Source organism: Methanoculleus taiwanensis, assembly GCF_004102725.1.
GTDB classification, from domain to species: domain Archaea; phylum Halobacteriota; class Methanomicrobia; order Methanomicrobiales; family Methanoculleaceae; genus Methanoculleus_A; species Methanoculleus_A taiwanensis.
This window is the reverse complement of record NZ_LHQS01000001.1, coordinates 155898-180545: the sequence shown is the minus strand read 5'-3', so window position 1 is coordinate 180545 and position 24648 is coordinate 155898. Positions and strand designations below refer to the sequence as shown.

Sequence of the window (24648 nt, the reverse complement as noted above, 5' to 3'; positions counted from 1 at the left end):
TGCTTGTGAAGCTACAGAGCCGACGCCGCCGTGCCGCCGATACGGGAGGCGCCTCTTCCATCTCCGTGCGATCCGGTTTTCGGAAAATTCCCGATTCTCTTTCATTCTTTTCGGGATGCCGGGCTCTGCTGCATTTCCGTACGCTTAAATAATTCTCCCGCCCAGTTTTTCCGGATGAACAAAGTCGCTCTCCTTGCTGCGTCACTGTTGGTCTTTTTTGCACTCCTCTTTGCGCCGATCGATCCGTCGGTGATGCCGGTGGAGGCGCGTTACGTGACCGCAGTGACCGTCCTGATGGTGCTGCTCTGGGTCACCGCCGTCATTCCGCTCGAGGCGACCGCCCTCCTGCCGCTGGCACTCTTTCCACTGCTCGGCGTCCTCACGCCGACGGAGGCGGCGACGTCGTACGGCGATAAGGTCATCTTCCTCTTCCTCGGCGGCTTTATCATCGCCATGTCCATGCAGCGCTGGGGTTTGCACCGGCGCATGGCCCTGCACATCATCAAGCTTGTCGGAACGAGCCCGAAACGGCTGATCCTTGGATTTATGCTCGCCACGGCGTTCCTCTCGATGTGGATCTCGAATACCGCCACCGCCATGATGATGATCCCGATCGCCGTCGCCATTATCCTGACCATTATCCCCGAGACGAACAAGGAACTCGAGAACCTCACCGAAGAGCAGGGGTCTCTTGCCAAGTGCCTCATCATCTCGATCCCCTATGCGGCGAGTATCGGGGGCATCGCCACGCTCATCGGGACACCGCCGAACGGCATCTTCCTCGCCCAGGTCGAGACGCTCTTTCCCGATGCCCCGACGGTCGACTTCTTCACCTGGATGAAGTTCGGCGTTCCCTTCGCCGCCGTATTCCTCATCCTGGCCTGGCTCTGGCTCACCTACGTCCCGTACCGGGGCATGACCAAAACCCTTCCGGAGGCGAAGGGGATCATCGCGACCGAACTTGAGAAGATGGGGGCGATGTCGACGGGCGAGGTCTGGACGCTCATCATCTTCGTCCTGACCGCGCTTGCATGGATCTTCGAAACGACGAAACATATCGGGGATATCACCATCCCGGGGCTCGACATGCTCTTCCCCGGTATCCACGACTCGACGATAGCGATCGCAGGAGCATTCCTCCTCTTCGTCCTCCCCGTCAATGCGAAGAAGGGGATCTTCACGATGGACTGGAAGTGGGCGGTGAAGATCCCGTGGGGCATTCTCATACTCTTCGGCGGCGGCATCGCGCTCTCGAATGCATTCGTCAGGAGCGGGCTTGCTGCCGAGATCGTGGGATGGCTCACCCTCTTCCATGGCCTCCCGCTGATCGCCGTGATCCTGATCGTGGCGCTCGGCGTCTCGTTCGCGACGGAGATCGCATCGAATACCGCAATGGCTGCCGTTCTGATGCCGATCATGGCGGTGACCGCCGTCAGTATGGGGGTGAATCCCTACTTGCTGATGATCACCGCTGCGGTCTGTTCGTCGCTCGCGTTCATGCTCCCGGTGGCAACCCCGCCGAACGCCATCGCCTACGGGAGCGGCTACCTCGGGTCGCGCGACCTCCTCCGCTCGGGCTGGGTGCTCGATATCATCGGAGTCGCGATCTGGACGTTCTTCCTCTTCACCGTGCTCATGTGGGCGCTCGGCATCTCGACCGACCTGCCCGCCTGGGCGCTCACCCCCTGATCTCTTTTTATCTGAGCCCTGCTCCGCCACTCCGAGAGGAAACGGCATGCATCTGGACGATGCGGATCCGGCGGTAGAGCGGCGGTGTGTGCGGAACGTTGCCTGGCGGCTGCTCGCCTGTAGTCTGCTCGTATCTGGTGCGGGTGCCTGATCGGTGCTGAAGGCACCCGTCACCTTATTCTCCGATCGTGCCGGAGATACGGGATGAGCACGATGCCCGAGCACCGCTATTACAACCCCGCGGTCGAGATGCTGGATCGCGCCGATCTTGACGCCCTCATCGACGAACGGGTGCGCTATACCGTCGGATACGCGGTCGAACACTCTCCCTTCTACCGCCGGTGGTTCCGTGAACACCGGATCCGTCCGGCCGATGTCAGGACGCATGAAGACCTCCTCGAGCTGCCGGTCATCTCCGGCGAGACGATCCGGCAGAACCAGCCTCCTGCAACGCCGGAGTTCCGGTTCCGAAGCGTCGCCTGCAGTGATGTCTACACCATCAACGAGACGAGCGGGACGAGCGGGATACCCAAATCCTTCTTCCTCACCTGGGAGGACTGGGAACGCTACGCTGAAAAGTACGGGCGGTTCTTCGTGGCGCAGGGGTTTACCGCCGGTGACCGGGTGGTGATCTGCAGCACCTACGGTATGAACGTCGGGGCGAACACCATGACCCTTGCAGCCCGAAACCTCGGTATCACCGTCGTCCCGGAGGGGAAGTGCACCTTCCCGGTCAGGGTGATCAGGAACTACCGGCCGACGGCCATCGTCGGGAGCATCTTCAAACTTCTCCGGCTCGCCCGGCGGCTGGAGGTGGACGGTCTCGATCCCCGGGAGTCGGGGATCGATCGCCTGGTGATCGGGGGGGAGGGGTTCGCGGCGGAGTCGCGGGCATACCTCGCCGAGGTCTGGGCCTCTCCCGTCTACAACACCTACGGGAGCACCGAAGGGACGATCTGCGGGGAGTGCGCCGCGCAGGATGGTCTCCACGTTCCCGAGGATCTGGTGCACTTCGATCTGTACGATCCCCGGATGGAACGGTTCGTCCCCGACGGAGAGTGGGGACGGCTCGTCTTCTCGACGCTCATTCCCGTCGGGGAGAGGGCGGGAACGCTCCTCATCAACTACGACACCGAGGATACTTCCGTCGTCCTCTCACGGGAACGGTGCTCCTGCGGCAGAACGGCGATGCGGATCTTCTACCCGCGGCGTGAGGCAGAGACGTTCCGGATCGCCGGAACGCCCTTTAACCGGGTGGATGTGGAGGGCGCCGTCTTTCAGCGGGAGAACATGGATGAACTGACCGGGGAGTACGAGGCCTTCATCTATGGGGGCGAGGACGCCGGTGAGACCGTTCTCCGGGTGAGCCTCGAGTGCACCGACCCGGAGACCTGCGACCGGAGAGGGATTGAAGAGCGGTTTCTGGCCGCTTTCCTCTCCCGGGCGCCCGGGCTCGCCGAGGCCTATGCCGACGGGGTGCTGACAATCCCCTTCCACTTCACACCGCCCGGCGGGCTCGAGCTGCACCGGGTGGTCGGAAGGCCGAAACGGGTCGTCGACCGCCGGTAACGGGGAGAGCGTCTCCTACCGGCGCAGCAGAAGTGCCGCCGCAAGAGAGGCCACCAGGACGGGGAGCACCGGTACGACCGGGGCGGCCTGTGTGGGCGTCGGGGATGGTGTGGTTGTCGTGGGGGCCGTTGTCGGTGCAGTGGTCGCCACGGTCGTCGGCGATGGCGTGGCCGCCGCCACCGTCAGTGTCGTCGTGGCGGTGGCGTCGCCTTCGATCCACTCGACCGTCACGAGATAGTTGCCCGGCTCAAGTTCTCCGGTGTTTACGGTAAACGACCAGGTGTTGCGGGGGTCGCCCGGCTCCACCGTCACCGTGCCGGAGACGCCGGTCGGTTCGGTCGTCTGGTTCCGTTCCAGCGGGAGGAACGCCGTCGGTGTTACCGTGACGAGCAGCTGATTTCCCGGTGCGAGATTCGTCGTCCCGTTGATGACGACCGTCTCTCCTGCGGTGACGGTTCCGAGATCTTCGACGGAGAGCGTCTGCGCCGTGGCGATGCCGCATGCCCCGGAACAGAGGATGAGGAGAGCGACTAGTGATGCGATGCCGTATGTTTTCATATTTTCACTCCATGCAACGCCGCCGCGTTTCGCCTGCCCGGATATAAATCCGACTGTCTGCCCGCCACCGACCGGCCGGCTGCCCCGGATCTCTTTTCCGCTCCCGGGCACCGCAGTATTGATATCCGTTCCCTCGCTCGTTTTGTACCTCTCTTACGCGTTTCGTCATACTTTTTAAGAAGCCACGCCGAACAGTCTAGTTACGATCTGTTCTTCGGCAGGGCATGGAGAGGAGAAGAAGTGCTTGAAAACCAGCGGTGGCAGCCGATCCCGGGGAGCCTCGGCGCCGAGATCTATCCCCTGACACGGAAACCCGATGTCTGCTGTTCGAATGCCTATATCATCCGGACTGCTTCCGAGATCCTGCTGGTAGACACCGGTGCCGACCCTGTGCAGATGGCGGAGATCGTCGCGACGGTGCGGGTGGAGGTGGCGGCACGGCCGCGTCCGGTAATCCTCCTGCTGACGCACTGCCACCTTGACCACTGCCTGGCTCTCATCCGGGATACGGAGCTCTGCTCGATCGCTCCCCTGCTGGTTGCCGCTCACGAAGAGGGTGCTCTGGCGCTCGAACGCGGCGATACGGTCAGAACTCTTGCGGAGATGTTTCACTGGGAGATCCTCCCGCGTGCCGTTGAGATCCACCTGCTCGCCGCCAGCGACCGGACGGTCGGGGGCAGACGGACGATCGCTCCCGGGATCTCGCTTTCGACGGAGACGGTTCCGATCGGCGGCGGGATCTCCCTCGACCGGCAGACCCTCACGCTCGAAAGCGGCGAACTGCTCGAGGTCTATCACACCCCCGGGCACACGCCCGACAGCATCTGTATCGGTATCGGTGAGTTCCTCTTTACGAGCGACCTCCTCTTCTCGACCGGGCCCGGGATAGCGGGTTGTGCCGGGTGGGACCCTGCCGGGCTCGCCGCCTCGATAGAGCGCCTCTGCTGGCTCCTTGAGAACAGGGCGGTCACCCTCTGCTGTTCAGGCCACGGCAGGGCGGTCGCACCGGCAACAGTTATCCGGCTCTGCGAGAACCTGCGGCGGGAAGCGGCCGGTATGGCGGATATCGGAGCCTTCACTCCGGGTCGCCTCCGTGCCTCCCGGGAGCACGCGATCGACCTCCTCGGCGAAGCGGGCAGACTCTTCTCCGTCATCGCGGGCAGGCTCTACCTGCTCGCCTACACCCTCGAAGAGCTCGGGGAGGAGGAAGAGGCGCAGAAGTACCAGAATCTCATCGAGGCCGACCGGATCGACGAGTTCCTGACCGACTTCAACGAGTTCGTCACGGAGTTTGCCGAAGGCAGCAAGATAGAACTTCAGCTCGTGCTCAAGGCGGTGCAGATCACCCAGCGGATAGGAGGTCTCTTCGCCCAGGACCGGCTCGACCATATCGTCGACGCTTCACTCCTCCGGAGGACCGAGCGCCTCCTTTCTGATTTTATGAATACGGTCTTCGGGTACGGGACGGACGAGAGCCCCGGCCGGGTCGCTCTCAATCCACTGCTCGAGGAGCTGGTTGTGCACCTCTGCCGTCCGCCGGTTCCGGATGAGGCTTTCATCGAAGCCGCCGACGACGAAGCGGCATACCGGGAGGCGCTGGTATCAAGGCTCGCTTATCTCCCGCTCTTCGAGGATGTCCGGCTCGAACTCGCCCTGTATGAGCCCCTTCCCCCCGTCCTGGTGGAGCCGGAGCGGTTCTTTGACACCGTCGCCGCTCTGCTCGAGCACCTTGCCTCGGGAGGCGTCAGGGATATCCGGGTTGCGACCTGGCCTGACGATACCGGTGTCCGGCTCGGTATCGCCTACGCCGGATGCCGGCTCCCCGCCCCGGAGACGGAGGGTGCGATCCGCCTCTTCAGGCGGGGATTTACGCTCTGTGGCGCGAGCCTTGCGTGCCGGGAGGGTGAGGATATGTCGGAGTTCGTCCTGACCTTCCGGCCGGCCGACAGTTCCCATGCCACACCGCGGTGCTAATGACGGCCGGGAGTGAAGGCCGGTCCGCCCTGCCGGGGAGAAAGCTTAATGCACTTCCGGATACGGTGGTCTGCCATGGACGTCGTTCACGTGTCCGGAGAAGACCACGGGAAGGTCATGCTCTACGCGCTCAGCACCTGCGGATGGTGCGCAAAGACCAAGCAGCTCCTCACCGACCTCGGCGTAGAATTCTCCTACCTGTATGTCGATAAGGTCAACCCGGATGAGATTGATTCTGCACTTTCGGAGGTGGAGCGGTGGAATCCGCGTGGTTCGTTCCCGACCCTCGTCATCAACGACGAGACAGTGATCGTGGGGTTCCGCGAGGACGAGATCCGGGGGGCTCTTCATGCCGGATGACGTGACCGACGCGGAGGTCGAGCACTTCCATGGGGAACTCGACACCGAAGCGGAGGCGGGCGGCTACCATCTGAATCCTGATCGGGCGTTCACCCGCGAGCTCGTGCGGGGTCTGCTCGTCAATCGGAACCGCTACGGTTACATCGCCTGTCCGTGCCGGCTCGCCGCAGGCAGGCGGGAAGACGACCTCGATATCATCTGCCCCTGCGACTACCGCGACCCCGACCTCCACGACTACGGTACCTGCTACTGCGCCCTCTATGTCTCGGCCGATATCAGAGCCGGCGAGCAGAAACCCGAACCGGTCCCCGAACGGCGGCCGCCCCGTACCGAGCGGAAGAAGATACGCGAAGAGCGGGAGGCATCTTCAGCGGTCGCACCTGCTCTCGCCTACCCGGTCTGGCGGTGCCGGGTCTGCGGCTACCTCTGCGCCCGGAACGCCCCTCCGGAGATCTGCCCGATCTGCCGCGTGCCCCGGGAACGGTTCGAACGGTTCATGTGACCGGTGCCTGACAGCCCGGTCGAAAGACCGCTCCTGTAGCCGATATGCCCGAAGATGAGGTCGGTTCAGAAGCGGAATGCACCGCCTGTGATCCACCGGCTCAGATCGTTGCACTGAAAATGGTGCATCCGAGCAGGATGATGGTGATGGAGAGAACCTCTCTCCGTGTATCCGCCGGTACCGGTGCGATGGGGTGGTCTTCGCGGGATGCTGTCCTCCTGTTTGTGGTCGCGTCCGTTTCCGCGCCTTGCCACCGCTCTTCGGGAGCGGGTTATTTTTGGTCTCTGCAGCAGATCTGGTATATGCTTATTCGCGATATCCGAGACGCGCCACACGCGAGGGTCATGGACAACTCTCTCCTCTGCGAACTGTTGCACCCTGACCGGGAAACGGCAGAGCTTGCCATGGGATACAGTATCGCCCACGCCGTGGTGCCTGCCGGGGAGGCGACCCTCCCGCACCGCCTGTCTGCCGCCTCAGAGGTCTACTGCATTCTTGAGGGAGAGGGTGTCATGCACATCGATACAAAGAGCGCTCCTGTCCGGCCGGGACAGGCGGTCTATATCCCACCCGGCGCGGTGCAGTGGATCGAGAGCACGAGCTCGTCCGATCTGGTTTTCCTCTGCATCGTCGATCCCCGGTGGCGGGAGGAAGACGAGGAACTGGTTTCGATCCCCTGCGACCGGCTTACTCAGGCCGCCCCTGGCGCTGGAGAAACTCCCTGAACGCGTCTGGGATCTCGGTATCCTCTGTGACGATTGCCCTGTTGAGTTCGCGCAGGTTGGCGAGGATCTGCCCGGCGGTTTTAACCTGGACGGAGAGGTGCACCGGCAGGTCTTCGGGGATATCCTCTCTCCCGTCGAGATCGGCGAGGATCCCGGCGAGGTTCTCCCTGAGGATCTCGGCCGGGACGATCACCCGGTTCGTCGCTTCGGTGATGTATCCGACGAGCGCGCAGTGTTTCTCTTCGACCCTGCTCTGGAGAAGTCCCCTTCTCACCGCACCGCCCATCTTCTTGCCGACCGCTTCAAGCGTCTCTTTCTCGGAGTCCGAGAAGCGATGCCGGTTGCTGCTCGCGATGCAGATGACGCCGAGCACCTCTTCGGAGAAGGTTATCGGTATTTTGGCAAGCGAGAAGATGCCGCTCTCACCCGCCTCGTGGTCGACGTCCAGGTACTGTTCGCAGTACCGTGCCGTTCCGCCCGCGATGACGTCGTGGATCAGCGGTACGGCGGGATCGAGCACCCTGACCTGCGGGAAGTAGAGGTTCTTGATCCCGGCGACAGCGTGGAGATCCGCCATCCCGGTCCCGGGGTTGATCAGGTAGACGGCTCCTGCGTCGAAGTCGAGCATCGTTAAGATCTCCTCAAGGCTCGAGACCAGGATCTCGTCAAGCGTCATCGACGACGTGGCGGTCGCGATGATCCGGTTGATGATCCGGAGCTGCTGGTTCCGGCAGGATTCCATCGTTTTGTCCTTCTGCAGCATCAGGAGCCGTTTTCCCCCGTCCCCTTCGAGCAGGCTGCAGGTTGCCCGGATCATCCGGCCGTCCGCCGCTGGAAATGTATGTTCGGGATTCCCTGCCCCTTCCGCTCTCGTGAGGAGGTCGCGGAGAGCCTCCTCTGCAGGGAGATCGGCTGCGACGGTGAAGACGGATCGGCCCTCGACCGGACCTGCGGCGATTCCCGACCGGAACGCCCTGTTCGCATAGCATATCGTCCCGTCCGCGTCGAGGAGAAGCAGGGGGCTCTGGATAGCCTCGAGGATCCGGTGCGGATCCGGTAATCTGTCCATCTCTGTCCTCACATCATGCAGTTGCATGCCCTCGTATAAATGCGTTCCCAAATCCAAAAAAACGTAGATAGCGGGTGTATCCGGTGTATCTGCGCTGGAATATGCAGCCCCGCACCGGATTTTTTGTCACCGGATAACTCTGTCCACGAACGTGGTGAGCTGGGAGAGCATCATAGGGTCGAGCCCCTCCTCGACGGCGAGAAAGATACCGGAAACGTCCAGCAGGCGGAGCTTGTTCGTGACGAAGTGGATAAACTTGGAGATGTTCACCGAAGGGAGGTAAATGAGCATCGTGCTTATCGAGTCGAAGAGGATACAGGTCTTCTCGTCCCGGCGGGCGTGGAGCACCTCAGTTACCGCGATGCCCATATCGGTGAGGTTTGCAGGGTTGCTGATAAAGGTGGTCTGCTCGACACCTTCCGGCACCGACCCGAGTGCGTACTTCGTGATGGCGTCGATGCAGTAGATCTTCGTAAGATCGATCCCGTTCTGCATGTACGTCCGGCGGAGGATGGCCGACGGCTGGTTGGTGGTGATGACGATGACCATGTACCCCTGCCCGGTGACCTCCCGGATGATATCCGCATTCTTCTGTTTCAGCCGCTCTGCCGCCGCAAGAATAAGAAATATCCGCTCGTCGCTCTCCCCGCTCCCGAAGGTCATATCCATTCGCCGTTCACCCGATTCATCAGTTTCGGTGCTGCTTCCTATCATGTTTCCGTTTCTATCTGCGGGGCGGAAATTCCCGGAAGAGCGTTTGCGCATGCATTTATACTCGAGCCGACGATGACCCTGTATGCCGCGTGAAAAGATAATCGATAGCGATCTCGCCGGGGGCAGCGGCGTTGAGGGGCGCAGGTTCGGGCAGAAGAGACCCGCCCCTCCGCCGGAAGAGGTGAACGAGCCGCAGCGGATCGAGCAGGAGACGAAGAGAGCGTCGTCTGCAAGGCCGCGGTTCCGGGCGGGCAGCGGAGCCGATATCTTCTACTCCGATCAGAAGTGACTCACCGGAGGATACGGATGTCGCCTGGCGAGTTCACGACGACCTCTTTCTCGCCGCGGTACGTCTGCACGGTTCCGTAGATAAAGACCGGATCGCCCTCGTGGAGGTCGAGCCCGGTCGCAGAGCCCGCTGGAACGAAGACCGGCACGCCCGCTACAGAAAGGAGGAGGTGGCCGCCCGTCCGGGTAACGCTCACGGCATCGACCGAACCTTCGAGCATGACCAGCGTGCCGTCCTCCACCGTTTCCGAGTAAGGTGCTGCGACCAGGGGCTTTGCAACGGTGTCGAGGAGCAGGTGCGCCGCCAGCACGATCGTGACCACCAGGACAAGCAGAATCAACGCCGTCCGCTCCTGTCGCTCAAGCATACGATAGCGTATGGCAGCACGGAGATATAGTATCGGCAGTTTGATAAGTTAACGCTGTTAACTACTACCTATGGATGAAGTGAACCTTCCGCCCTCATCACAGAAGATTCTCGTCCTGCTTGAGGATGGAGGTGCCCTGACCCACAAGGAACTGGTCAGGCTGAGCAACCTGGCTCCCCGGACTGTCCGCTATGCACTGAAGAAACTGAAGGATAACGGGATGATCATCGAGAAGTTCAACTTCCGGGATGCGCGCCAGATCCTCTACGAGTATAAACAGTCGCGGATGGTGCAGACGGCATGAGTGAGCAGTCCTGTGATATTATGCGCTGCGACAGCCTCGCCCGGAGGCTGCTGCCGCGGATGCGGGCCGAGATGGTCTACCGCCTCGTCAACGAGCGGGGTATCAGCCAGAGTGAAGTCTCAAAACGCCTCGGGATCAGCAGGGCGGCAATATCGCAATATATGAGCAGGAAGCGCAGATACACCGATGCCGGCCTCTCCGGAGATCTCGACGAGATCATCGAGAAGTGGGTGACCGCCGTAGCTTCCGGAACCGGGACGATCACCATCTGTGATGTCTGCCGGTCTGCCGTTCACCCCCGGTGACGGTGCCGGTAGAGAGCCAGGATTGCGACGATGATAATGGCGGCACCACCGGCTTTTGCATAATCGATATCTTCCCCGCCCCCTTTTTTCTCCGGTGACGATCCGTACCAGTCGTCCCGCATGACCTCCAGGAAGTACGCGGCAACGGCCGTATCCTCGATGATCACCCCTGCCTCCCGGTTGAAGTTCGGAGAGTTTTGGTTCCAGTTGATGCTGGAAACGAGCACACGGCGGCCGTCGACGACGACACCTTTGGTGTGGATCTTCTCAAGGTTGCTCCCGTGGAGATCGGCGAGGCGCGCCTCGAGCGGCAGCCCTTCAGCGGCCGCTATCCGGTTGATTATCGCGACCATCTCGTCGTTGTCGGCGTCGCCCTCCGTATTGAACCAGGCCGCATCGAGGATCACCCGCACCTCGACTCCCCGCCGCGAGGCGTTGATCGCCGCCGCGAGGAAGGGATTGAGTTCGTAACGCGTCTCGTTCGTGATGTACGCCTGCTCGATGGCGATTGTCCGTTCGGCACCCTCCAGCATCGCGGTGATCAAAAAGCTCGTATCCGGGGAGAGTACCGGCGTCACCCGCGCCCCGTCCGTCCGGAACGGAGCGAACTCGGGGGTATACGGAACCGCTCCCCCGGGCTCTCCCTCTCCGTGTCTGCCCTCAAGCGGGATGATATCGCCGCCGCTGCTGTCGCAGAGAAAGACCGTCCGGAAGTATCCGGCGAGCGCGGCATTGTCGAGACAGACGCCCCATCCACGGTTGCCTTTCGTTCCTGCCGCCGGAAACCCGCTCCATCCGTAGTTTTCGCTCCCGATGACGACGCTCCTCCCATCGATGACCATGTACTTCGCGTGATTGTACCGATACTTCGCGTGCGCGGCATCGGTGGTGGTCATCTGGAGGACAGGGACACCGCCCTTGTTGAGGATCCCGGCGACGATGCGGCCTTCTGCTGGTATTCCGCCGACAGGTCCTCCTTCGATGAGGACAATGACGTTCACCCCGCGCGCCCGGGCATTGACGAGGCTCTCGGCGAGCCCCGCATCGGTGAACTCGTAGACGTTGACCAGGATCTCCGACTCGGCGGCGGCGACGGCATCCGTAAAGACGCTGCGGGCAGAGTCCGGCGCGACGAACGCCGTGACCTGGACGTTCTCGAAGGTCGCGGGACTGAACCGTGACTGGCCGATGAGAAGCGGCCGCGGATCCCAGACTCCGTTCTCGAAGTAGTGTATCTGCCCTTCGCGGGGATGGACGTCAGCTGGCCAGGCAACGGTCTGGAGGAGCGTGCTTTCGTGGTAGACAAAGAGCTCGTCAGCGCTGTTCGCCATCCGGAGGTCGTCACTCCTCAGGACGTCCGGAACGGCCGGTGAGTAGTCGAAGAGCTCGTAGTCGGGGAGAGTACTGTGGCTTTTAGCGTATGCAGCAGCGCTCCGGGCGACGGTCAGCCTGCCGTCGATCCGTGCCCCGGGCGGGAACCGGAACCCCCCCTCCCCGTCGGAGATCACAATGCCGTCGAGCGTGCCGCTCCCTTCGAGCACCAGGTACTCATCCGGGTCGCCCGACTGGTAGGGGTCGGGGCAGAACTCGACTATCCGGACGCCTCCTGCGGTGGCGACGATACAGCAGAGGAGCAGGACGAGGGCAACCCGCTTCATGCGGAGAGGTTATGAGGCTGCCCGTTTTATAAGCTGGCGATATGTCCTCGCTGACCACCCCTATCGTTGTCAAGCTCGGCGGGAGCCTTTTCGACCGGACCGACGCCGTCATCGATACGATCCGCTCGTCGGGGCGGCCCGTGCTGATCGTGCCGGGCGGCGGCCGATTCGCGGATCGTGTCCGCAGGCTTAACCTCTCGGATACGGCGGCTCACTGGATGGCGATCGCCGCAATGGAGCAGTACGGCTGGTATATCGTGTCGCATAGCGTGCCCGCGACGGCCGAACTCGCGGTTCCTCTGGAGACGACGGTGCTGCTCCCGTACTGTGCCCTCCGGAAGTCCGATCCGTTGCCGCATTCCTGGGACATCACCTCCGATACGATAGCGGCATGGGTTGCCGCAAATCTCGGTACCGAGCTCGTCCTCCTCAAGTCGGTGGACGGTATCTACTACCACCGGACGCTCCTTCCCCGGGTCGATCAGCCCTGCCCCTGCGAGGAGGTCGATCCCGCCCTGATCCCGTTCGTCCTCGAACATAATGTCCGGACGACGGTGATAAACGGGAGATTCGACGAACGAGTAACGCAGGTTCTTGAAGGAGTGACACCTCATGGAACCGTTATTGACACGAGATTTTAATTGGTTCGGGGAAGATATGATAGGATACCGCTTGAGGAAGTAATAATGATAGCAACAGATCGATGCACATCCTGTAACGGAACCCTCGCAGAGACCGGTGCCACGCAGTTCAAGTGCCCGGAGTGTTCGGCTGCAATCAGCAGGTGCTACCGCTGCAGAGAACAGAGCGTCTCATACGAATGCCAGAAGTGCGGGTTCCAGGGGCCATAACGATGGGAGACGTCGCCATCATCTTAAAGATCATGCCCGAGTCGCCCGAGGTTGACCGCGAAGCGCTCAAGGCGGCGATCACCGCTGCCGTGCCGGTAAAGGATCTCGTAGAGGAACCTATCGGTTTCGGCCTTGTCGCGTTAAAGACGGTTGTCGTCGTTCCCGATAAGGAAGGGGCGCCCGACGAAGTCGAAAAATCGCTCCGGGAACTTGACGGTGTCGGCAGTGCCGAGATCGTCGAACTCACCCTGATGTGAGCCGACCCGGATCTTCACATTTTTTTAGAGGGAGCATTCCGCCGCTTACCGGCACTGCTCCAGCTTTTCCGTGACGTCTGCCGTGATTGTGCGGATCTTCTCGACAGACGCGGCGAAACCGGTTACTTCGCGGTCCGCAAGTTTTATCGGAACGGGAAATACGCCTTTTCTGTTGATCCTCGCGGGCACACCGATGCAGACGTCGCCGATACCGTTGACCTCGCTCCTGATGTAACTCGATACCGTCAGGATGCGGTTTTCGTCACCGAGGATCGTCCGAACCAGGGTTGCGATCGCTTCGCCGGGTCCGTAGACCGTAGCACCTTTGTTCTTGATGATAAACTGGCCGCTCGAGCGTACCGTATCCATCATCTCGCGGTGAGGAAGTCCCGAGAACGTCGGCAGATTACAGATCTGGATGCCGCCTATCGTCGTCGCCGACCAGAGCGGTACCATGCTCTCGCCGTGCTCACCGATGATACGCGTGTGGACTTCGCTGACATGCACTTTGAAATACTCGGCGATGAGTGCTTTAAGGCGCATCGAGTCGAGGTGCGTGCCGAGCCCGAAGACCTGCCGGGGTTCGAGCCCCGAATATTTGAGGGCGACCGCCGTCATGACGTCGACGGGGTTCGTGACCATGAACAGGAGAGCGTCCGGCGCCCGTTCGCCGACGATCTCGGCGGTTTCGGCCACCATCTTGGCATTCTCGAAAGCCAGATCGTTTCTGTCCTGCCCGACCTGGCGCGGCATGCCGGACGTGCAGATGATAACATCCGACCCTTCTACATCGGCGACCCGCGTGCTGTGAGCGAGCCGCATCTGCGTGCCCCGCGCAGCAAACGAGTCGGCCATATCGCGGCAGCATCCTTCCAGAAACTCTTCACGTCCGGGTCTGCCCATCAGCAGCATATCGGTAACGTGGGGTATCTCAGAAATGGTATGTGCTGCAAACGAGCCGACATTGCCTGTCGCTCCGATAATCGTAACCTTTGCCATAGAAATCGCCGTTGGGGACACGTCCTCGGTCGACAGCTCGTACCTGCGTTCACCGGGGCCTCCTTCCTCCGCCCCGCAACCCTGTGGGCGCCGAACGTCCACGGTAAGTCTGCTCCCTTCCGGGCCTGGACCGGTTCCCGCGGCAACAGGTCGCCACTCCCTCCGGAGTATTGATGCCTGTCCGCCGACCTCACAGGACGAGGTTTCTCCGTCAGGACGCACCGGCTCCGGCAGGCCGCCACAGCCTTCCTCAGACTTCGCCTCCCGCATAACGGCGGTTTCGGGTTACAGGTGACGCCGAGCCACCCGGGCTAGTCCCCGTATATGATGGTGTCTATGGGATAAAAACATCTCCGCCTACGGCAGCGATCCAGAACTGGGTGATCTCCTTTAGCTTCTCGCGGTCATCCTTCTCAAAGAGGTCGATTGCGGTGAGATCGACGGTATCCGGCAGCAGGGGGGGGAGCAGGCGGAGATCGCCGTGATACACCCGGATATCCCGCGCTCCCTCTGCGACGGCAACCAGCACCGGTTCGGTCGCGACCGGCCGCTCTGCGAGATCCGCGATCGAATGCAGGATCTGCACGCCCTCTACCCCGAGCGCTTCACGGTTCACGCCGATATTGCACGCCGTCCAGAAAGCGGCGGCATACCATGCGTCGTTGCAGATCACGGCGGGGACGCCGAGGACGCCTCCCGCAAGACCGAGCGTCCCCGCCCCGGAGCAGGCGTCGACGAAGGTGCGGGGAGACCGCTTGCGGATCGCCTGATAGGTCGCGAGGATCTTGGGGTTCTGCCCGTGCGGGAACTCGATGTGGATGACGGACTGCTGTTTGTAGACGGCGATAGGGCCTGCCGGGGTGTCGAAGATATCGGCGCGGACGTCGCAGCCTGCAAGGAGGGTGTGCCGCCGTCCGTTGCCGTCCGTCCCGGTATCGATGACGCCGGGGACGCCGTCGCCGTTCCGTACCACGCCGCGGATCTCCGGAACCTCGGCGACGAGCCTCCGTGCGCTTTCTTCTGTGACGCTGCGGGAGAGGAGCACCAGCGACCGGGGCGGGAGGTACGGCGGGCGGTGCAGGGCGATGCCCGGATGGACGAGAGGTGTCCCGGCGGCGGCGAGCGGGTCGTCCCGGGAGAGATCCCCGGTGTCTGCCATGATCGTCCAGATCTGGGCGAAGACATCATCGATGAACCTTTTTTCGCAGGAGGGGCAGGGCTCGGCAGGAGCGAGGTCGGGGGGCGGGGCGCGCTTGTCATAGGTGAGTCCCATGCAGTCGGGGCAGGGGGCGAAGGCATGCGGCAGGCGTGCAAAGAGTGCGGGGGCGTCCTCGATGCAGTCTCCCCCGCAGACCGGGCAGTTCATGCCACTCTGTTGGCCGCCGATCCATAAATATGCGTGCGGCAGCGCCTCCGCTAGGGGAAGAAGAGCGCTATCAGTATGAGCGCTCCGATGTAGGTCGCAGGATAGAGCCAGACCATGACCCGGTCGATCTTTTCCGCGATCTCTTTCTGCCGCTCCGTGGCCAGCCACTTCAGGTAGAGATTGTAGGCAACCGTGATGCCGGTGACCACGAATGTCGTTACCAGGATCGAGTCGAGGAACGTCAGGTACCCGAGGCGCGGCAGGTCGCCGGCGATGGTGAAGTTGAAGGCGATGAAGAGGAGGAGGTTCGCGCTCGCCACATCGGCACGCTTCCCGTAATCCTTGAGGAGGAAGGTGACGTAGGTCAGGAGGATGATTATCAGGATCGGGAGGAGGATCCGCAGGACGTAGAAGGTCAGGTGGCGGGCTGCCTCAAAGTAAAAAGAGTAGCGGGAGTTCTGTGTGTTGATCTGGATGCTGGTCACGTTGGCGTTGTAGTCGGTGATGTACCACTCCTCTTCACCGAGCTGCCCGCCGACGGTGGTCTTCTCCTCCCAGGGCACGTAGACGTAGAACTCTTCGGGGTAGAGGGAGTCGATTCTCACGTAGAAGTCCTGGGTGTCGAACGGGTATTGCCTGAAGTTGAAGTCCGGCGCCTGCAGGAGCGTCCAGAACCGCTCGTAGTAGGTGACCGTGCCGTCGGGACGAACCACGATGATCTGGTTCTGCGTCCAGCGCCGTTCCTGCTGGTTGAAGAGGGTGAACTCAGGCCACCGTTGCCCTTCGGCACTCACGAACTCTTCGACGCTTCGGTAGACTTTGAACTGGCAGTTGCACTCGTCCGGGCTGAACGCCAGCGCCGGATCGGTCCACCGCATCCAGATGTTGCCCACCACACCGAAGTTCTCGGCCTGCTGGTCAACCGTCGTGATCTGGTCGAGCTCGAACCCGACCATCACCCGGATAGGCTCCTGGAGGAGCCGGGGGGCCGTCGGTGCCGCCTCGCCCGTCAGCACGGCAGGCACGTTGAGCCCTGCCAGCAGCCGGTAATCACCCGTCGTGTTGGTTTCGTTCCGGGTGCGGCTGAAGACCTCGAGTTCGTTGCCCTCGCTGTCATCGTCGAAGGTGTACTCGAGGGTGGCAGTAATGCCGTCTCCGGCCGGAACGCCTGCGCTCAGGGGTTTGCCGCCAAAGTCCCGCAAAACGAGAACGGGGATAAGGTCCCCGGACGTCGCCTCGATGAAGGCGTAGAAGGTATCGCCCTCTGTGACGGGGTTTAAGGTGTAGAATGTCGACGTCCTGTTCGCCGTCAGCGTCCCGTCGACCTCCTGCACGGCCATGCCCACCTCGGATGCATCTCTGTCCAGTACGGCGATGGCGGCACCGGTCGGCTCCGCTTGCCCGGTCAGGACTTGCGGCGCGTCGATGCCGACCAGCAGCCGGTAGGTGCCGAATGTATTCTCCTTCGCCGGGGAGCTGAACAGGATCAGCAGGTAATCACCATCGGCCGGGATCGTATACTGAACTGCTGCATCGTAGCCCGCTCCGGAGTCGTCGTCCCATGCAAGGAAGTATCGGTCAGCAATCTCCGGGATCACCTGGAGCGGATCACGCCCTTCGGCGATAGACCGATTGACCTCTGTGGCAAACTCCCGGCGTGCCTCTCCCCGGGTCAGGCTCGTATTCGCGAGAGCCAGGAATGGGTCAAGGTCTCCCCCTGTCCCGTTGGCATAGACGGAGAGGGTCTCTCCCGCCTGCAGGCCGGGGAGATCATAAATAATAACCTGATTCGGTTCTATTCGCCCGGTCAGCTCCTGCACGCTGGCGTTCTGTGCCTGCTGGGCAGCGGCCGTGCCTGTGAGTACGCACAGGAGAAGCGCCAGGAGGAGAATTCTCCACCAGGCATAGGCGCGCCGGGGCCGGAGTAACGGTATCGGCGTGTCGGTCGGGGTGTGCATCAGATCTGCTCCGTCAGCAGTTCAATCACCTCATGGGCGATACGTAAGGGGGTGATCGTAAGAGGTATACATCAGTATCAGTGGATTCCATTACTATTGCCAATATATTATATTTGTGGCCGGATGGATAATCTCCTCACCCGCTGTGTGGCGATCCGGCCTTATGATTCTGTATCTGTATCGGACGGCTCCATCAGTATCGCCAGCCACCGTGTCTCTTCCGAACTCGACAGCACAGCCTTTATGAGCAGCGCCAGGGGAGCACCCAGAAACAGTCCCGGGACACCGAGCACCAGCGTCCAGGCGAGGACCGAGAGGACGATCGCCAGTGGGGAGATTCGGAGCGCCCGCTCGGCAGGGTACGGCAGGAGCACGCGGCGGGCAAGAAGATCGACGACGAAGATGCCGACCGCGACGGCGAGCGCCCCAGGGAGGCCGTGCTGGAGCCAGGCAAGCCCGATAGGGGGTGCGGCTGCTATGGGCAGCCCGAAGTAGGGGATGTAGCCGAGCACGACGATGAGGACCGCCCAGAGCACCGGGGCGTCGATCCCGAGGAGCAGCAGGAGAGTCGCGATAACGATACCGGTTGCAATGCCGCTTTTGGTGCGAAGAACTGCGTATTCGACCAGATTGTTCGCGGCTCGGCCGAGTTCCGCCTCAACATCCGCCCCCAGACTTTTCTGGAGTTTTCCCCGGATGGAGGCCACCTCGAGGAGCATGAAGACGGCCACGATCAGGATGACCAGAAAATCGACGACCAGAATGGAGAGTCCGGCGAGGATCTCCCCGAGCGAGGGGATGAGCAGAGGCCCTGAAGCTGCATCGGGCAGCTGGAGAGAGGCCATGATCCCGATGTCCGCAAGCCGTGCCTGCAGTGTTTCCAGCTGTGCCTGTAGGAGGTCCTGGTAGGCGGGCAGGGCGCTGTCGAGTTCGATCAGCGACAGGCTCAGGAGTGCGACGAGCAGCAGGGCAACGCATGCGATCGCGCCGACCATCGCCAGCACCGCTGCCAACCCGGGCAACCCGCGCTCTTCCAGGCGGTGCACGGTCGGTGTGACGACGATCGCCAGGATGAACCCGGCGAGCACCGGGCTCACAATCGCGGCGCCGAGGTACATGCCGGTGACGACGACGGCACTGATGATGACAACCCGGGTGAGTGATGCAAGGCGGGACGGGGCGGGCATGGTCACCTCTCTCTCGCAGGAGAAACGACCGTCTTTCGGGGGTGTCTGCCCATTCCAGAATCTCCGGATCTACAATCCCAGGAGCTGCTTCTTCTTGGCCTGGAACTCCTCCTCGGTGATGATCCCTTTATCCCGAAGCCCGGCAAGCTTCTCCAGTTCGCCGATGTAAGACGGTTCGGCAGGCACAGCCCCGGGCGGAGGGGCTGCCGGGGGCGCTCTGGAAGGCTGCGGAGCCTGTTCTTTTACCATACCGGCTTCGATTGTGGTCATGTCCTGATCGGTTATCTCCTGCTCCTCGATGCCGAGGTCGTCCATCGCCGTGTTCAGCTCCTGCTCGGAGAGGTTTTCGGCCTTTTTTCCCGTATGCTGCTCGATGCGGTCGACATCCCTCTGTGAGAGTTTGATGACGGCGGCGGTTCCGCCGACAGCGAGCGCGACCATCCCGCCTACGAGGACGGTCCGCCGTATGGTACGGCGCATGACGCGGCGTGATGTACGGCGGGCGGTTCTCCGTGCGGTCCTCCGGGCTCCCATACGAAACATTTCCTTCCTCCATAGGTTGTGATGTGGACTGTGCGGTGACGTCGCCGTTCTCCCGCCTCAACCGGTTCAGTCATAGGAACCGGTTTTTATAATACTTTCCAGATAATGGCCGTACCTCGTGACCGGCAGTATTGTTCGCTTACCTTGCCCTGTCTGCCGGGATCATGACCGCGTCGCCACGGTCGGTGCCGTTGAGGGCGGGGGTCTTGAACACCGCCCCGACCGGTGGAGGATACCCGATGATTCCTCTCTCTGATGGGAAAATAGGTGAATCGACTCAAAAAAAGGTTTCTCACGAGCATCTGGCTATGCCGTTAATTATATATTGTTTGCCGAATAGTCGGTGCCTTCCTCCTTAACTTCAGGGGGCTTATAGATGTTGAAAAAATCGATCCTGCTGATGCTGCTGATCATGGCCGTGGCGGTCCTGGCGGCGGGGTGCGTTTCACCGGTGGGTAATGAGACCCCGACGGCAACGCCGACTGAAACGACACCCATGACCACTGAAGTGACACCGACTGAAACGATGACGATGGAGACGACACCAACCGAAATGATGACGATGGCGGCAACTGGAGCGCCGGGGTACCAGACCTGAACAATTTTTTACCTTTTACTCTTTTAGCGGTGCCATTGCATCTGTATCTCAAAACTGATCGAATAGAGCCGCTTCTTCACCATTATCCGTGTGAACAGTATTTGTTCTCTCTGCCACCCTGGTGAGATTGTCCCTGGGAGTTCCACACCGGCCGTTTTACCCTTGCCCGCGTACGGCATAATCCGATAGGTATGCGCTCGTAAACCTACCCATACCACTTCCGGCCATCCACCGCATGATGTCGTTCCCGGCCTATCAGCCTTTTTAATTGAAGGGTCTTCTGGCACTTCCGGCACCGCCGCCTGCCCTGAAGGGTTGGTACAGCCCCTGGTTCTCCGACGGTTTTCGGGCATCCAAAAGAATTAATCCATGACGCCTCCTTAGGCGGCGTCACAATTGCAGTGTGTGGAGAGTGCACTATGTCTGATACATGGAAGGGCACGGTCAATCTCGATATCCGGGATTCGGTGTCTGATTGGGATTCCTACCTGTAGCCGCAGACACCTGAGAGTGCCCCAACATCCTGATGATCGTCTGGGATGACGTGGGCTACGGGGCTATGGACGTATCGACGGGCCGGATGCGCAGGGCGTGCTGTTTGCTCAGGGAGGGATTGGCGGCGGCCACAGCCTGTACATTGCCGATGGGCGACTGCACTACGTCTACAATTGGCTTGGCGACGCGATCCAGAAGATTTCCTCGAACGACACCGTGCCCGCCGGTCGGCACGCCTTCATCGCGGAGTTCGCCAGGGACGGAGAGGATACGGAGACGAAGAGCGCTCTAGGCACCCTCACATTGTACATAGACATGAAGAAGGTAGGAGAGGGACGGATCAAGACTCAGCCGGGATTCTTCTCCCTCACCGGCGACGGTCTCTGTGTCGGCCGGGACAGCGGATCCCCGGTATCGCCTGATTATTCCGCACCCTTCGCCTTTACGGGTGGAACCATCGATCGGGTGGTGATCGATGTAGGCGGTGAGCATTATGTCGACCATGAGAAGGAAGTGGCGGCCTGGATGTGCGACGTTAATCTCCGCGCCGGTGCGGTTCATCACCACCATGACTCCGATGGTTGCAAGGCGGTCGCGAGCTTTCGGGTAAACCCTTCCATCTGGCGATAGGGCATCTGCAGGAAGATGTGAATGCAGGCCATCCACTCGATGAACGGCTCAGGATACTGACACGGCCGGCCGCGCTTGCCGGCGTTCATCCGGCCAAGGAGCTCGTCCCACTGCTCAAGGAAGTCAAGTGAGAGGTAGAACTCACCCCACCGAACCAGGTGTTCATTAGATATCCCAGTCGCGAGTATCGGGGTACGGCCGTCCCCAGTGTTTTTTCTTTGGTATGGAAGACCGGCAGGGGCGACCGTCATCTTCTCTCTTCTGGTCGTATCAACCGGATTTATTCAACACGGCACGAGCATAAAAACATTTTTATAAATTTGGGGTGGGTTGAGGTTGCTCTGGACGACGGATCCAGGCCGTAAAAAATGGGATCTGTTGCTCAAAGGTGCGATACCACCATGTGCATCAGGCCAACCCCGCAAAGGTGAATGAACATGGGTAAAACAGAAACAGGTTCTTCGGAAGTTTATGACATTCTGGCGCTCGTCTTTGACGGCCAGAAGACGGCAGGAAACATCCTGAACGAAGCCAAAAACGCCGGCCTGCTGGAAGGCTTTGATATCATTGCCCAGGCCGTGGTCGAGCAGGACGAACAGGGCAAAGTGCATTTTCACGAACCGGGCAGGGGTGGCCTCGGGGCGGCAGCTGGCGCGGTTGCCGGCGGGCTCCTGAGCCTCATCGGCGGTCCCGCCGGGTTTCTGGCTTGGGTAGTCGGCGGTGCTGTGGTCGGCGGCGTCGCCGGCAAATACCTCGGTCGCCCCATCAAGAAAGGCGATCTGGAAGATATCGGTAATGCCCTGACACCCGACAGCTCGGCTGTTCTGCTGTTGCTCGAAGACACCTACACCGAGGATGTCGTCAACAGCATGAGCGGCTACAATCCCAATGTGGTGACGCTCACGCTGGGCGACGAGATGTCGGGTGAGATCGCGTCCTATACAGCCAAGGTTGCCGCACCACCCGCTACATGAAAAGAGGCTGCTTTGAGAGATACGATCTGAGGAGGTGCGGGTGACCGGCACCGGACTCCCTTTTTTCACCCGTTCCTCTGCGTCCATCAGCGTATCCCCGGTCGAAGATACAAAAAATGCAGTCCCCTGACTGCTACACCGGCCTGAGCAGGGCGAACGTCACACCCGGCCCGAGGGCCGAGAACGCGGCCACGTAGGGAGAAGACCCCCTCGATACCTTTCCCATGCGGTGAAAACGGGCTGAAGGGCCGATGGGGAGCATCCTGGCTTTGCAGAGCACACCGACGCCCAGGTGATACGCCTGATCGATACGCTCGAAGACATGGGCATCTATGATGACCCCTTCTTCATCCCCCGATTGTGCAGGGAAAAAGATGGTGCTCTCTTTTTTTGCCTCCTTCATCCCTGCGATGCCTTTGTGGGCTTCTTCTCCCGAGTAACCGCAGATGCCGCTCCGCCCGCTTATCCATCTCCTCGCTCGCGAACATCAGCAGCACGAAACCGACCAGCTCAACGATGAGGATCATGATCATCACATCCGGATAGGTGACATTGGGACAGCGGTGGCGGGCGGGATGAGCATCAGCAGGATGAGTGATCGGGTGAGGCAATGGAAAAATGAGAGCGGGTCAGTCTCGGCATCGCTTCAGCGTGCCGGTGCCGCCATTGGTTTTTTCTCCTCCTCTGCACCTTCAGCTGCTTCTCGCAGTGCATCTCCTATCATGACAAGGGCTTCCGGCGTGACCATGCCCTGGGCGATGAGGTATCCGTTGGCATCGCGGAGTGCCTGCTTGAGGTCTTTCGCCCAGAGGTGCTCGATGAGGAAGACGGCGGCGGCGCTGTCGTTCGGGATGGCGTCGGTGATCCTCTGAACGTCCTCCTCGGTCATCCCAAAGGTCTGCTGGGCGGCCGCCATGGCGCCGGTTTCGGCGCCTTTCCGTGCTCCTTCCGCTCCGCCGGCCCCGAGGCCGATGAGTGCGCCGACGGCGGCGCCGAAGCGCTCCCGCTCCTCATCGTCGAGCTGGGTAGCCTCCATGGCACTGGCGTTGCCGTCTGCGTCTTTGTACACGAACCGGAGGTCGATCAGCCTGATAATGCCCTCCTCCATGACCGACCCGAGCGCACGGCGAATCTGACCGTGGAAGTCCGGGTTCGGAAATCCGATGACCAGGAGCTGCATCGGTCCATACATAACTTCAGCCATTTCTCTATTCCCCCTTTACTGAATCTGTTCTCAGTTGGCCCGTTCCAGCCGTATACTGCGCTTATACTGCTGTTATAAGATGCGGCATCAAGAGCCCCGAAGGCGTCGATCAGCGATCTTCGTTGACTTCTTCGGGTGTATGCATGCAGGAGGCGGGCTCGGCCTACTGTAGTTAAGATAATATAAAGATTTTATTATATGCATTAGGTTATATTAAATGGATAAACGGCTCTCTTTCATCCGGGTCTGCCAATCCTCCGGATGTTCGGATGTATATCTCTCCTTCGGCATCTTTCTCGGAGTGCTCATGGTTGACGGCCATGACCGGGAATCCAGATGGCAGGAGTCCCGTCTCCGGGACTGGCCACCCGATCTCCAGTTGATTCCGTCCGTCCTCTCCTAATCGTGCGAAATCTGGTCGATCGCCGCCGTAACGGCGAGTATGAGCGCATCGTCATGTCCCGGCTCCACTTCCACACCGTAGGTATCCCGGATCTCGTGGGGAGAGGGTGGCTCTCTTCTATCAGGTTTTCAAAGAACGCCGTATAATCCTTTTATAGAGCAGGGGCTGGAGGAAGAAGAAGAACGCCACCCCGATGTACGCGGCGACCGCCAGTGGGGGGAAGAGGAGGGCGAGCAGCACCCCGATAGCGTTGAAGATGATGCCCGATCGCCGCTTTCGTTCCATATCATCAACATCTTCTTCCGCAAGGTCGTCCACGAGCAGTTCGCGGCGCCGGGCAAGGTAACGCATGATCCCGCTCAGCATGATCGAGGCGATGAGCAAATTCAGCCCGTAGAGGAGCACCGACAGCCGGGAACCCGAGCCGGTGAGGTGGGTGGCCATCAGGCTCGTGGAGAACGGGATCAGGGAGATGAAGAAGAGTGTAATCAGCGTCAGCCGGAAGGTGACCTGGTCTTCCTGCTCGGTGAGCCGGGTGATGGCTGCATGCGTTATCCAGAACCCGCCGATGAACACGAAACTGATAATATAAGCGAGGAAATCGGGCCATTGTTCCAGAAGCGCCCATAGCAGGCCGTCGGCAACCTCCGGCACCGGGAGTTCGAGGACGAGCAGGGTGATGACGATGGCGAAGACGCCGTCGGCGAACGCGTTCAGCCTGTCCGTGGGGAGAATGTGGGGCGGGTGGCCGGGGTCGGATCTCTTCGTGCTCTCATCAGGGGCAGCCATCAACATCACCTGATCGCGAGTATGGATGGAAGGAGATATGAAAAGAGTATGGTTTCTTCATCCCTTGGTAGCGTAAAAATGGTGCCTTGCGTTCTCTCTGCCTCCATCAGCACCAATGGTGTATACCCGGTCGAAGATACAAGAAATGTGTTGCACCGGTCTGAGCGGGACGAACGCCGCATCCCGCTCAAAGGGGCGACAACGTGGTCACGCACGGGAAAGACCCGCCGATGCGTTTCTCCTGCGGTGAAAACGGGTTGACGGGTCAACGGCTCCCTCCTGGCACGGCATTGAACCGCGCAACCCAAGTG

The 24648-nt window shown here is 61.0% G+C and carries 28 protein-coding genes, 1 other RNA gene and 1 pseudogene; 15 read left to right on the top strand and 15 right to left on the bottom strand.

Features of this window, described 5'->3' with window-relative positions:
* Window positions 1-174: 174 nt before the first annotated feature.
* Both ABH15_RS01015 and ftsA read left to right on the top strand, forming a co-directional pair.
* Window positions 175-1689: an SLC13 family permease gene (locus ABH15_RS01015; RefSeq protein WP_128692509.1), complete on the top strand. Its 1515-nt coding sequence runs from the start codon at window positions 175-177 to the stop codon at window positions 1687-1689.
* A gap of 213 nt (window positions 1690-1902) precedes the next feature.
* Entirely contained in the window at window positions 1903-3258 is a 1356-nt protein-coding gene (gene ftsA, locus ABH15_RS01010; RefSeq protein WP_128693205.1) for a coenzyme F390 synthetase, read from the top strand.
* A gap of 15 nt (window positions 3259-3273) precedes the next feature.
* On the opposite strand, the gene ABH15_RS01005 is transcribed toward ftsA, so the two are convergent.
* Window positions 3274-3816, bottom strand: coding sequence for a hypothetical protein (locus ABH15_RS01005; RefSeq protein ID WP_128692508.1), 543 nt, complete (start codon window positions 3814-3816; stop codon window positions 3274-3276).
* Window positions 3817-4056: 240 nt separating this feature from the next.
* Here ABH15_RS01005 and ABH15_RS01000 point away from each other — a divergent pair, with 240 nt between their 5' ends.
* The 4 genes from ABH15_RS01000 (at window position 4057) to ABH15_RS00985 (ending at window position 7377) form a co-directional block, all read left to right on the top strand.
* Window positions 4057-5790, top strand: a complete 1734-nt coding sequence (locus ABH15_RS01000; RefSeq protein WP_164913602.1) for an MBL fold metallo-hydrolase — start codon at window positions 4057-4059, stop codon at window positions 5788-5790.
* A 75-nt stretch (window positions 5791-5865) separates the two neighbouring features.
* Window positions 5866-6150 (top strand): glutaredoxin family protein, encoded by a 285-nt coding sequence (locus tag ABH15_RS00995; RefSeq protein ID WP_128692506.1) that lies wholly within the window; start codon window positions 5866-5868, stop codon window positions 6148-6150.
* Window positions 6140-6652 carry a ferredoxin-thioredoxin reductase catalytic domain-containing protein gene (locus ABH15_RS00990; RefSeq protein ID WP_128692505.1) on the top strand — a complete coding sequence of 171 codons (513 nt, stop codon included), beginning with the start codon at window positions 6140-6142 and terminating at the stop codon, window positions 6650-6652. The genes ABH15_RS00995 and ABH15_RS00990 overlap by 11 nt, the downstream gene beginning before the upstream one ends.
* Window positions 6653-6996: 344 nt before the next feature.
* Window positions 6997-7377: a cupin domain-containing protein gene (locus ABH15_RS00985; protein ID WP_241647960.1), complete on the top strand. Its 381-nt coding sequence runs from the start codon at window positions 6997-6999 to the stop codon at window positions 7375-7377.
* Here the strand turns inward: ABH15_RS00985 and ABH15_RS00980 are convergent.
* Window positions 7340-8446, bottom strand: a complete 1107-nt coding sequence (locus ABH15_RS00980) for a GAF domain-containing protein (RefSeq protein WP_164913601.1) — start codon at window positions 8444-8446, stop codon at window positions 7340-7342. The two genes, ABH15_RS00985 and ABH15_RS00980, sit on opposite strands and share 38 nt — an antisense overlap.
* A gap of 126 nt (window positions 8447-8572) precedes the next feature.
* Window positions 8573-9115: a DUF7504 family protein gene (locus ABH15_RS00975; RefSeq protein ID WP_128692502.1), complete on the bottom strand. Its 543-nt coding sequence runs from the start codon at window positions 9113-9115 to the stop codon at window positions 8573-8575.
* A 127-nt stretch (window positions 9116-9242) separates the two neighbouring features.
* On the opposite strand from ABH15_RS00975, the gene ABH15_RS00970 reads away from it, so the two are divergent.
* Window positions 9243-9449 (top strand): hypothetical protein, encoded by a 207-nt coding sequence (locus tag ABH15_RS00970; RefSeq protein WP_128692501.1) that lies wholly within the window; start codon window positions 9243-9245, stop codon window positions 9447-9449.
* 1 nt (window position 9450) lies between these two features.
* Here the strand turns inward: ABH15_RS00970 and ABH15_RS00965 are convergent, their stop codons facing one another.
* Window positions 9451-9816: a hypothetical protein gene (locus ABH15_RS00965; protein ID WP_128692500.1), complete on the bottom strand. Its 366-nt coding sequence runs from the start codon at window positions 9814-9816 to the stop codon at window positions 9451-9453.
* A gap of 70 nt (window positions 9817-9886) precedes the next feature.
* On the opposite strand from ABH15_RS00965, the gene ABH15_RS00960 reads away from it, so the two are divergent.
* Together ABH15_RS00960 and ABH15_RS00955 are read left to right on the top strand one after the other, a co-directional pair.
* Window positions 9887-10120 (top strand): winged helix-turn-helix domain-containing protein, encoded by a 234-nt coding sequence (locus tag ABH15_RS00960; RefSeq protein WP_128692499.1) that lies wholly within the window; start codon window positions 9887-9889, stop codon window positions 10118-10120.
* Window positions 10117-10425: a transcriptional regulator gene (locus tag ABH15_RS00955; RefSeq protein WP_128692498.1), complete on the top strand. Its 309-nt coding sequence runs from the start codon at window positions 10117-10119 to the stop codon at window positions 10423-10425. Before ABH15_RS00960 ends, ABH15_RS00955 begins: the two co-directional genes overlap by 4 nt.
* On the opposite strand, the gene ABH15_RS00950 is transcribed toward ABH15_RS00955, so the two are convergent.
* The gene (locus ABH15_RS00950) at window positions 10413-12083 is read right to left on the bottom strand and encodes a phospholipase D-like domain-containing protein (protein WP_128692497.1); all 1671 of its coding nucleotides are present in this window, start codon (window positions 12081-12083) and stop codon (window positions 10413-10415) included. The two genes, ABH15_RS00955 and ABH15_RS00950, sit on opposite strands and share 13 nt — an antisense overlap.
* A gap of 41 nt (window positions 12084-12124) precedes the next feature.
* On the opposite strand from ABH15_RS00950, the gene ABH15_RS00945 reads away from it, so the two are divergent.
* Genes ABH15_RS00945 through ABH15_RS00935 form a run of 3 tightly spaced genes read left to right on the top strand, consistent with a single transcriptional unit; the run spans window position 12125 to window position 13191 of the window.
* The gene (locus tag ABH15_RS00945; protein WP_128692496.1) at window positions 12125-12724 is read left to right on the top strand and encodes an amino acid kinase family protein; all 600 of its coding nucleotides are present in this window, start codon (window positions 12125-12127) and stop codon (window positions 12722-12724) included.
* A 45-nt stretch (window positions 12725-12769) separates the two neighbouring features.
* Window positions 12770-12934: a zinc finger domain-containing protein gene (locus ABH15_RS00940; protein ID WP_338323515.1), complete on the top strand. Its 165-nt coding sequence runs from the start codon at window positions 12770-12772 to the stop codon at window positions 12932-12934.
* A gap of 2 nt (window positions 12935-12936) precedes the next feature.
* A complete protein-coding gene (locus tag ABH15_RS00935) occupies window positions 12937-13191 on the top strand; it encodes an elongation factor 1-beta (protein WP_128692495.1) in 255 nt (84 codons plus the stop codon).
* A gap of 45 nt (window positions 13192-13236) precedes the next feature.
* On the opposite strand, the gene ABH15_RS00930 is transcribed toward ABH15_RS00935, so the two are convergent.
* The 6 genes from ABH15_RS00930 to ABH15_RS00905 all read right to left on the bottom strand — a co-directional run bounded on the left by ABH15_RS00930 (window position 13237) and on the right by ABH15_RS00905 (window position 19235).
* Window positions 13237-14190, bottom strand: coding sequence for a malate dehydrogenase (locus ABH15_RS00930; protein WP_128692494.1), 954 nt, complete (start codon window positions 14188-14190; stop codon window positions 13237-13239).
* Window positions 14191-14201: 11 nt separating this feature from the next.
* Window positions 14202-14512: signal recognition particle sRNA (gene ffs, locus ABH15_RS00925), an RNA gene on the bottom strand.
* 12 nt (window positions 14513-14524) lie between these two features.
* Window positions 14525-15556 (bottom strand): hypothetical protein, encoded by a 1032-nt coding sequence (locus ABH15_RS00920; RefSeq protein WP_128692493.1) that lies wholly within the window; start codon window positions 15554-15556, stop codon window positions 14525-14527.
* 50 nt (window positions 15557-15606) lie between these two features.
* Window positions 15607-17514, bottom strand: a complete 1908-nt coding sequence (locus tag ABH15_RS00915) for a hypothetical protein (protein WP_128692492.1) — start codon at window positions 17512-17514, stop codon at window positions 15607-15609.
* 161 nt (window positions 17515-17675) lie between these two features.
* Window positions 17676-18701 (bottom strand): AI-2E family transporter, encoded by a 1026-nt coding sequence (locus ABH15_RS00910; RefSeq protein WP_206633402.1) that lies wholly within the window; start codon window positions 18699-18701, stop codon window positions 17676-17678.
* A 69-nt stretch (window positions 18702-18770) separates the two neighbouring features.
* Entirely contained in the window at window positions 18771-19235 is a 465-nt protein-coding gene (locus tag ABH15_RS00905; protein ID WP_164913600.1) for an SHOCT domain-containing protein, read from the bottom strand.
* A 385-nt stretch (window positions 19236-19620) separates the two neighbouring features.
* Between ABH15_RS00905 and ABH15_RS00900 the strand changes: the two genes are divergently transcribed.
* A complete protein-coding gene (locus ABH15_RS00900) occupies window positions 19621-19842 on the top strand; it encodes a hypothetical protein (RefSeq protein ID WP_128692489.1) in 222 nt (73 codons plus the stop codon).
* Window positions 19843-20433: 591 nt separating this feature from the next.
* A complete protein-coding gene (locus ABH15_RS00895) occupies window positions 20434-20967 on the top strand; it encodes a hypothetical protein (protein WP_128692488.1) in 534 nt (177 codons plus the stop codon).
* Here ABH15_RS00895 and ABH15_RS00890 read toward each other — a convergent pair.
* Window positions 20928-21125, bottom strand: a pseudogene (locus ABH15_RS00890) (transposase); the annotation flags it as partial. The gene ABH15_RS00895 and the pseudogene ABH15_RS00890 sit on opposite strands and share 40 nt — an antisense overlap.
* Before the next feature lie 279 nt (window positions 21126-21404).
* Between ABH15_RS00890 and ABH15_RS00885 the strand changes: the two are divergent.
* The gene (locus tag ABH15_RS00885; protein WP_164913599.1) at window positions 21405-21941 is read left to right on the top strand and encodes a DUF1269 domain-containing protein; all 537 of its coding nucleotides are present in this window, start codon (window positions 21405-21407) and stop codon (window positions 21939-21941) included.
* 133 nt (window positions 21942-22074) lie between these two features.
* On the opposite strand, the gene ABH15_RS00880 is transcribed toward ABH15_RS00885, so the two are convergent.
* From ABH15_RS00880 to ABH15_RS00870, 3 genes are all read right to left on the bottom strand, one after another.
* Entirely contained in the window at window positions 22075-22344 is a 270-nt protein-coding gene (locus tag ABH15_RS00880; protein WP_128692486.1) for a hypothetical protein, read from the bottom strand.
* A 243-nt stretch (window positions 22345-22587) separates the two neighbouring features.
* Window positions 22588-23145, bottom strand: a complete 558-nt coding sequence (locus ABH15_RS00875) for a DUF1269 domain-containing protein (RefSeq protein WP_128692485.1) — start codon at window positions 23143-23145, stop codon at window positions 22588-22590.
* Between the two features lie 523 nt (window positions 23146-23668).
* A complete protein-coding gene (locus ABH15_RS00870; RefSeq protein WP_164913598.1) occupies window positions 23669-24337 on the bottom strand; it encodes a TMEM175 family protein in 669 nt (222 codons plus the stop codon).
* Window positions 24338-24648 lie beyond the last annotated feature (311 nt).

Coding starts and splice junctions, on each gene's coding strand:
- ABH15_RS00910 (WP_206633402.1), bottom strand. CDS start 18,701: ATGCCCGCCCCGTCCCGCCTTGCATCACTCACCCGGGTTGTCATCATC.
- ABH15_RS01005 (WP_128692508.1), bottom strand. CDS start 3,816: ATGAAAACATACGGCATCGCATCACTAGTCGCTCTCCTCATCCTCTGT.
- ABH15_RS00930 (WP_128692494.1), bottom strand. CDS start 14,190: ATGGCAAAGGTTACGATTATCGGAGCGACAGGCAATGTCGGCTCGTTT.
- ABH15_RS00920 (WP_128692493.1), bottom strand. CDS start 15,556: ATGAACTGCCCGGTCTGCGGGGGAGACTGCATCGAGGACGCCCCCGCA.
- ABH15_RS00975 (WP_128692502.1), bottom strand. CDS start 9,115: ATGGATATGACCTTCGGGAGCGGGGAGAGCGACGAGCGGATATTTCTT.
- ABH15_RS00945 (WP_128692496.1), top strand. CDS start 12,125: ATGTCCTCGCTGACCACCCCTATCGTTGTCAAGCTCGGCGGGAGCCTT.
- ABH15_RS00995 (WP_128692506.1), top strand. CDS start 5,866: ATGGACGTCGTTCACGTGTCCGGAGAAGACCACGGGAAGGTCATGCTC.
- ABH15_RS00965 (WP_128692500.1), bottom strand. CDS start 9,816: ATGCTTGAGCGACAGGAGCGGACGGCGTTGATTCTGCTTGTCCTGGTG.
- ftsA (WP_128693205.1), top strand. CDS start 1,903: ATGCCCGAGCACCGCTATTACAACCCCGCGGTCGAGATGCTGGATCGC.
- ABH15_RS00955 (WP_128692498.1), top strand. CDS start 10,117: ATGAGTGAGCAGTCCTGTGATATTATGCGCTGCGACAGCCTCGCCCGG.
- ABH15_RS01015 (WP_128692509.1), top strand. CDS start 175: ATGAACAAAGTCGCTCTCCTTGCTGCGTCACTGTTGGTCTTTTTTGCA.
- ABH15_RS00875 (WP_128692485.1), bottom strand. CDS start 23,145: ATGGCTGAAGTTATGTATGGACCGATGCAGCTCCTGGTCATCGGATTT.
- ABH15_RS00880 (WP_128692486.1), bottom strand. CDS start 22,344: ATGAAGGAGGCAAAAAAAGAGAGCACCATCTTTTTCCCTGCACAATCG.
- ABH15_RS00980 (WP_164913601.1), bottom strand. CDS start 8,446: ATGGACAGATTACCGGATCCGCACCGGATCCTCGAGGCTATCCAGAGC.
- ABH15_RS00900 (WP_128692489.1), top strand. CDS start 19,621: ATGTTGAAAAAATCGATCCTGCTGATGCTGCTGATCATGGCCGTGGCG.
- ABH15_RS00935 (WP_128692495.1), top strand. CDS start 12,937: ATGGGAGACGTCGCCATCATCTTAAAGATCATGCCCGAGTCGCCCGAG.
- ABH15_RS00915 (WP_128692492.1), bottom strand. CDS start 17,514: ATGCACACCCCGACCGACACGCCGATACCGTTACTCCGGCCCCGGCGC.
- ABH15_RS00950 (WP_128692497.1), bottom strand. CDS start 12,083: ATGAAGCGGGTTGCCCTCGTCCTGCTCCTCTGCTGTATCGTCGCCACC.
- ABH15_RS00970 (WP_128692501.1), top strand. CDS start 9,243: ATGCCGCGTGAAAAGATAATCGATAGCGATCTCGCCGGGGGCAGCGGC.
- ABH15_RS00985 (WP_241647960.1), top strand. CDS start 6,997: ATGGACAACTCTCTCCTCTGCGAACTGTTGCACCCTGACCGGGAAACG.
- ABH15_RS00940 (WP_338323515.1), top strand. CDS start 12,770: ATGATAGCAACAGATCGATGCACATCCTGTAACGGAACCCTCGCAGAG.
- ABH15_RS00990 (WP_128692505.1), top strand. CDS start 6,140: ATGCCGGATGACGTGACCGACGCGGAGGTCGAGCACTTCCATGGGGAA.
- ABH15_RS00885 (WP_164913599.1), top strand. CDS start 21,405: ATGGGTAAAACAGAAACAGGTTCTTCGGAAGTTTATGACATTCTGGCG.
- ABH15_RS00905 (WP_164913600.1), bottom strand. CDS start 19,235: ATGGGAGCCCGGAGGACCGCACGGAGAACCGCCCGCCGTACATCACGC.
- ABH15_RS00960 (WP_128692499.1), top strand. CDS start 9,887: ATGGATGAAGTGAACCTTCCGCCCTCATCACAGAAGATTCTCGTCCTG.
- ABH15_RS00870 (WP_164913598.1), bottom strand. CDS start 24,337: ATGGCTGCCCCTGATGAGAGCACGAAGAGATCCGACCCCGGCCACCCG.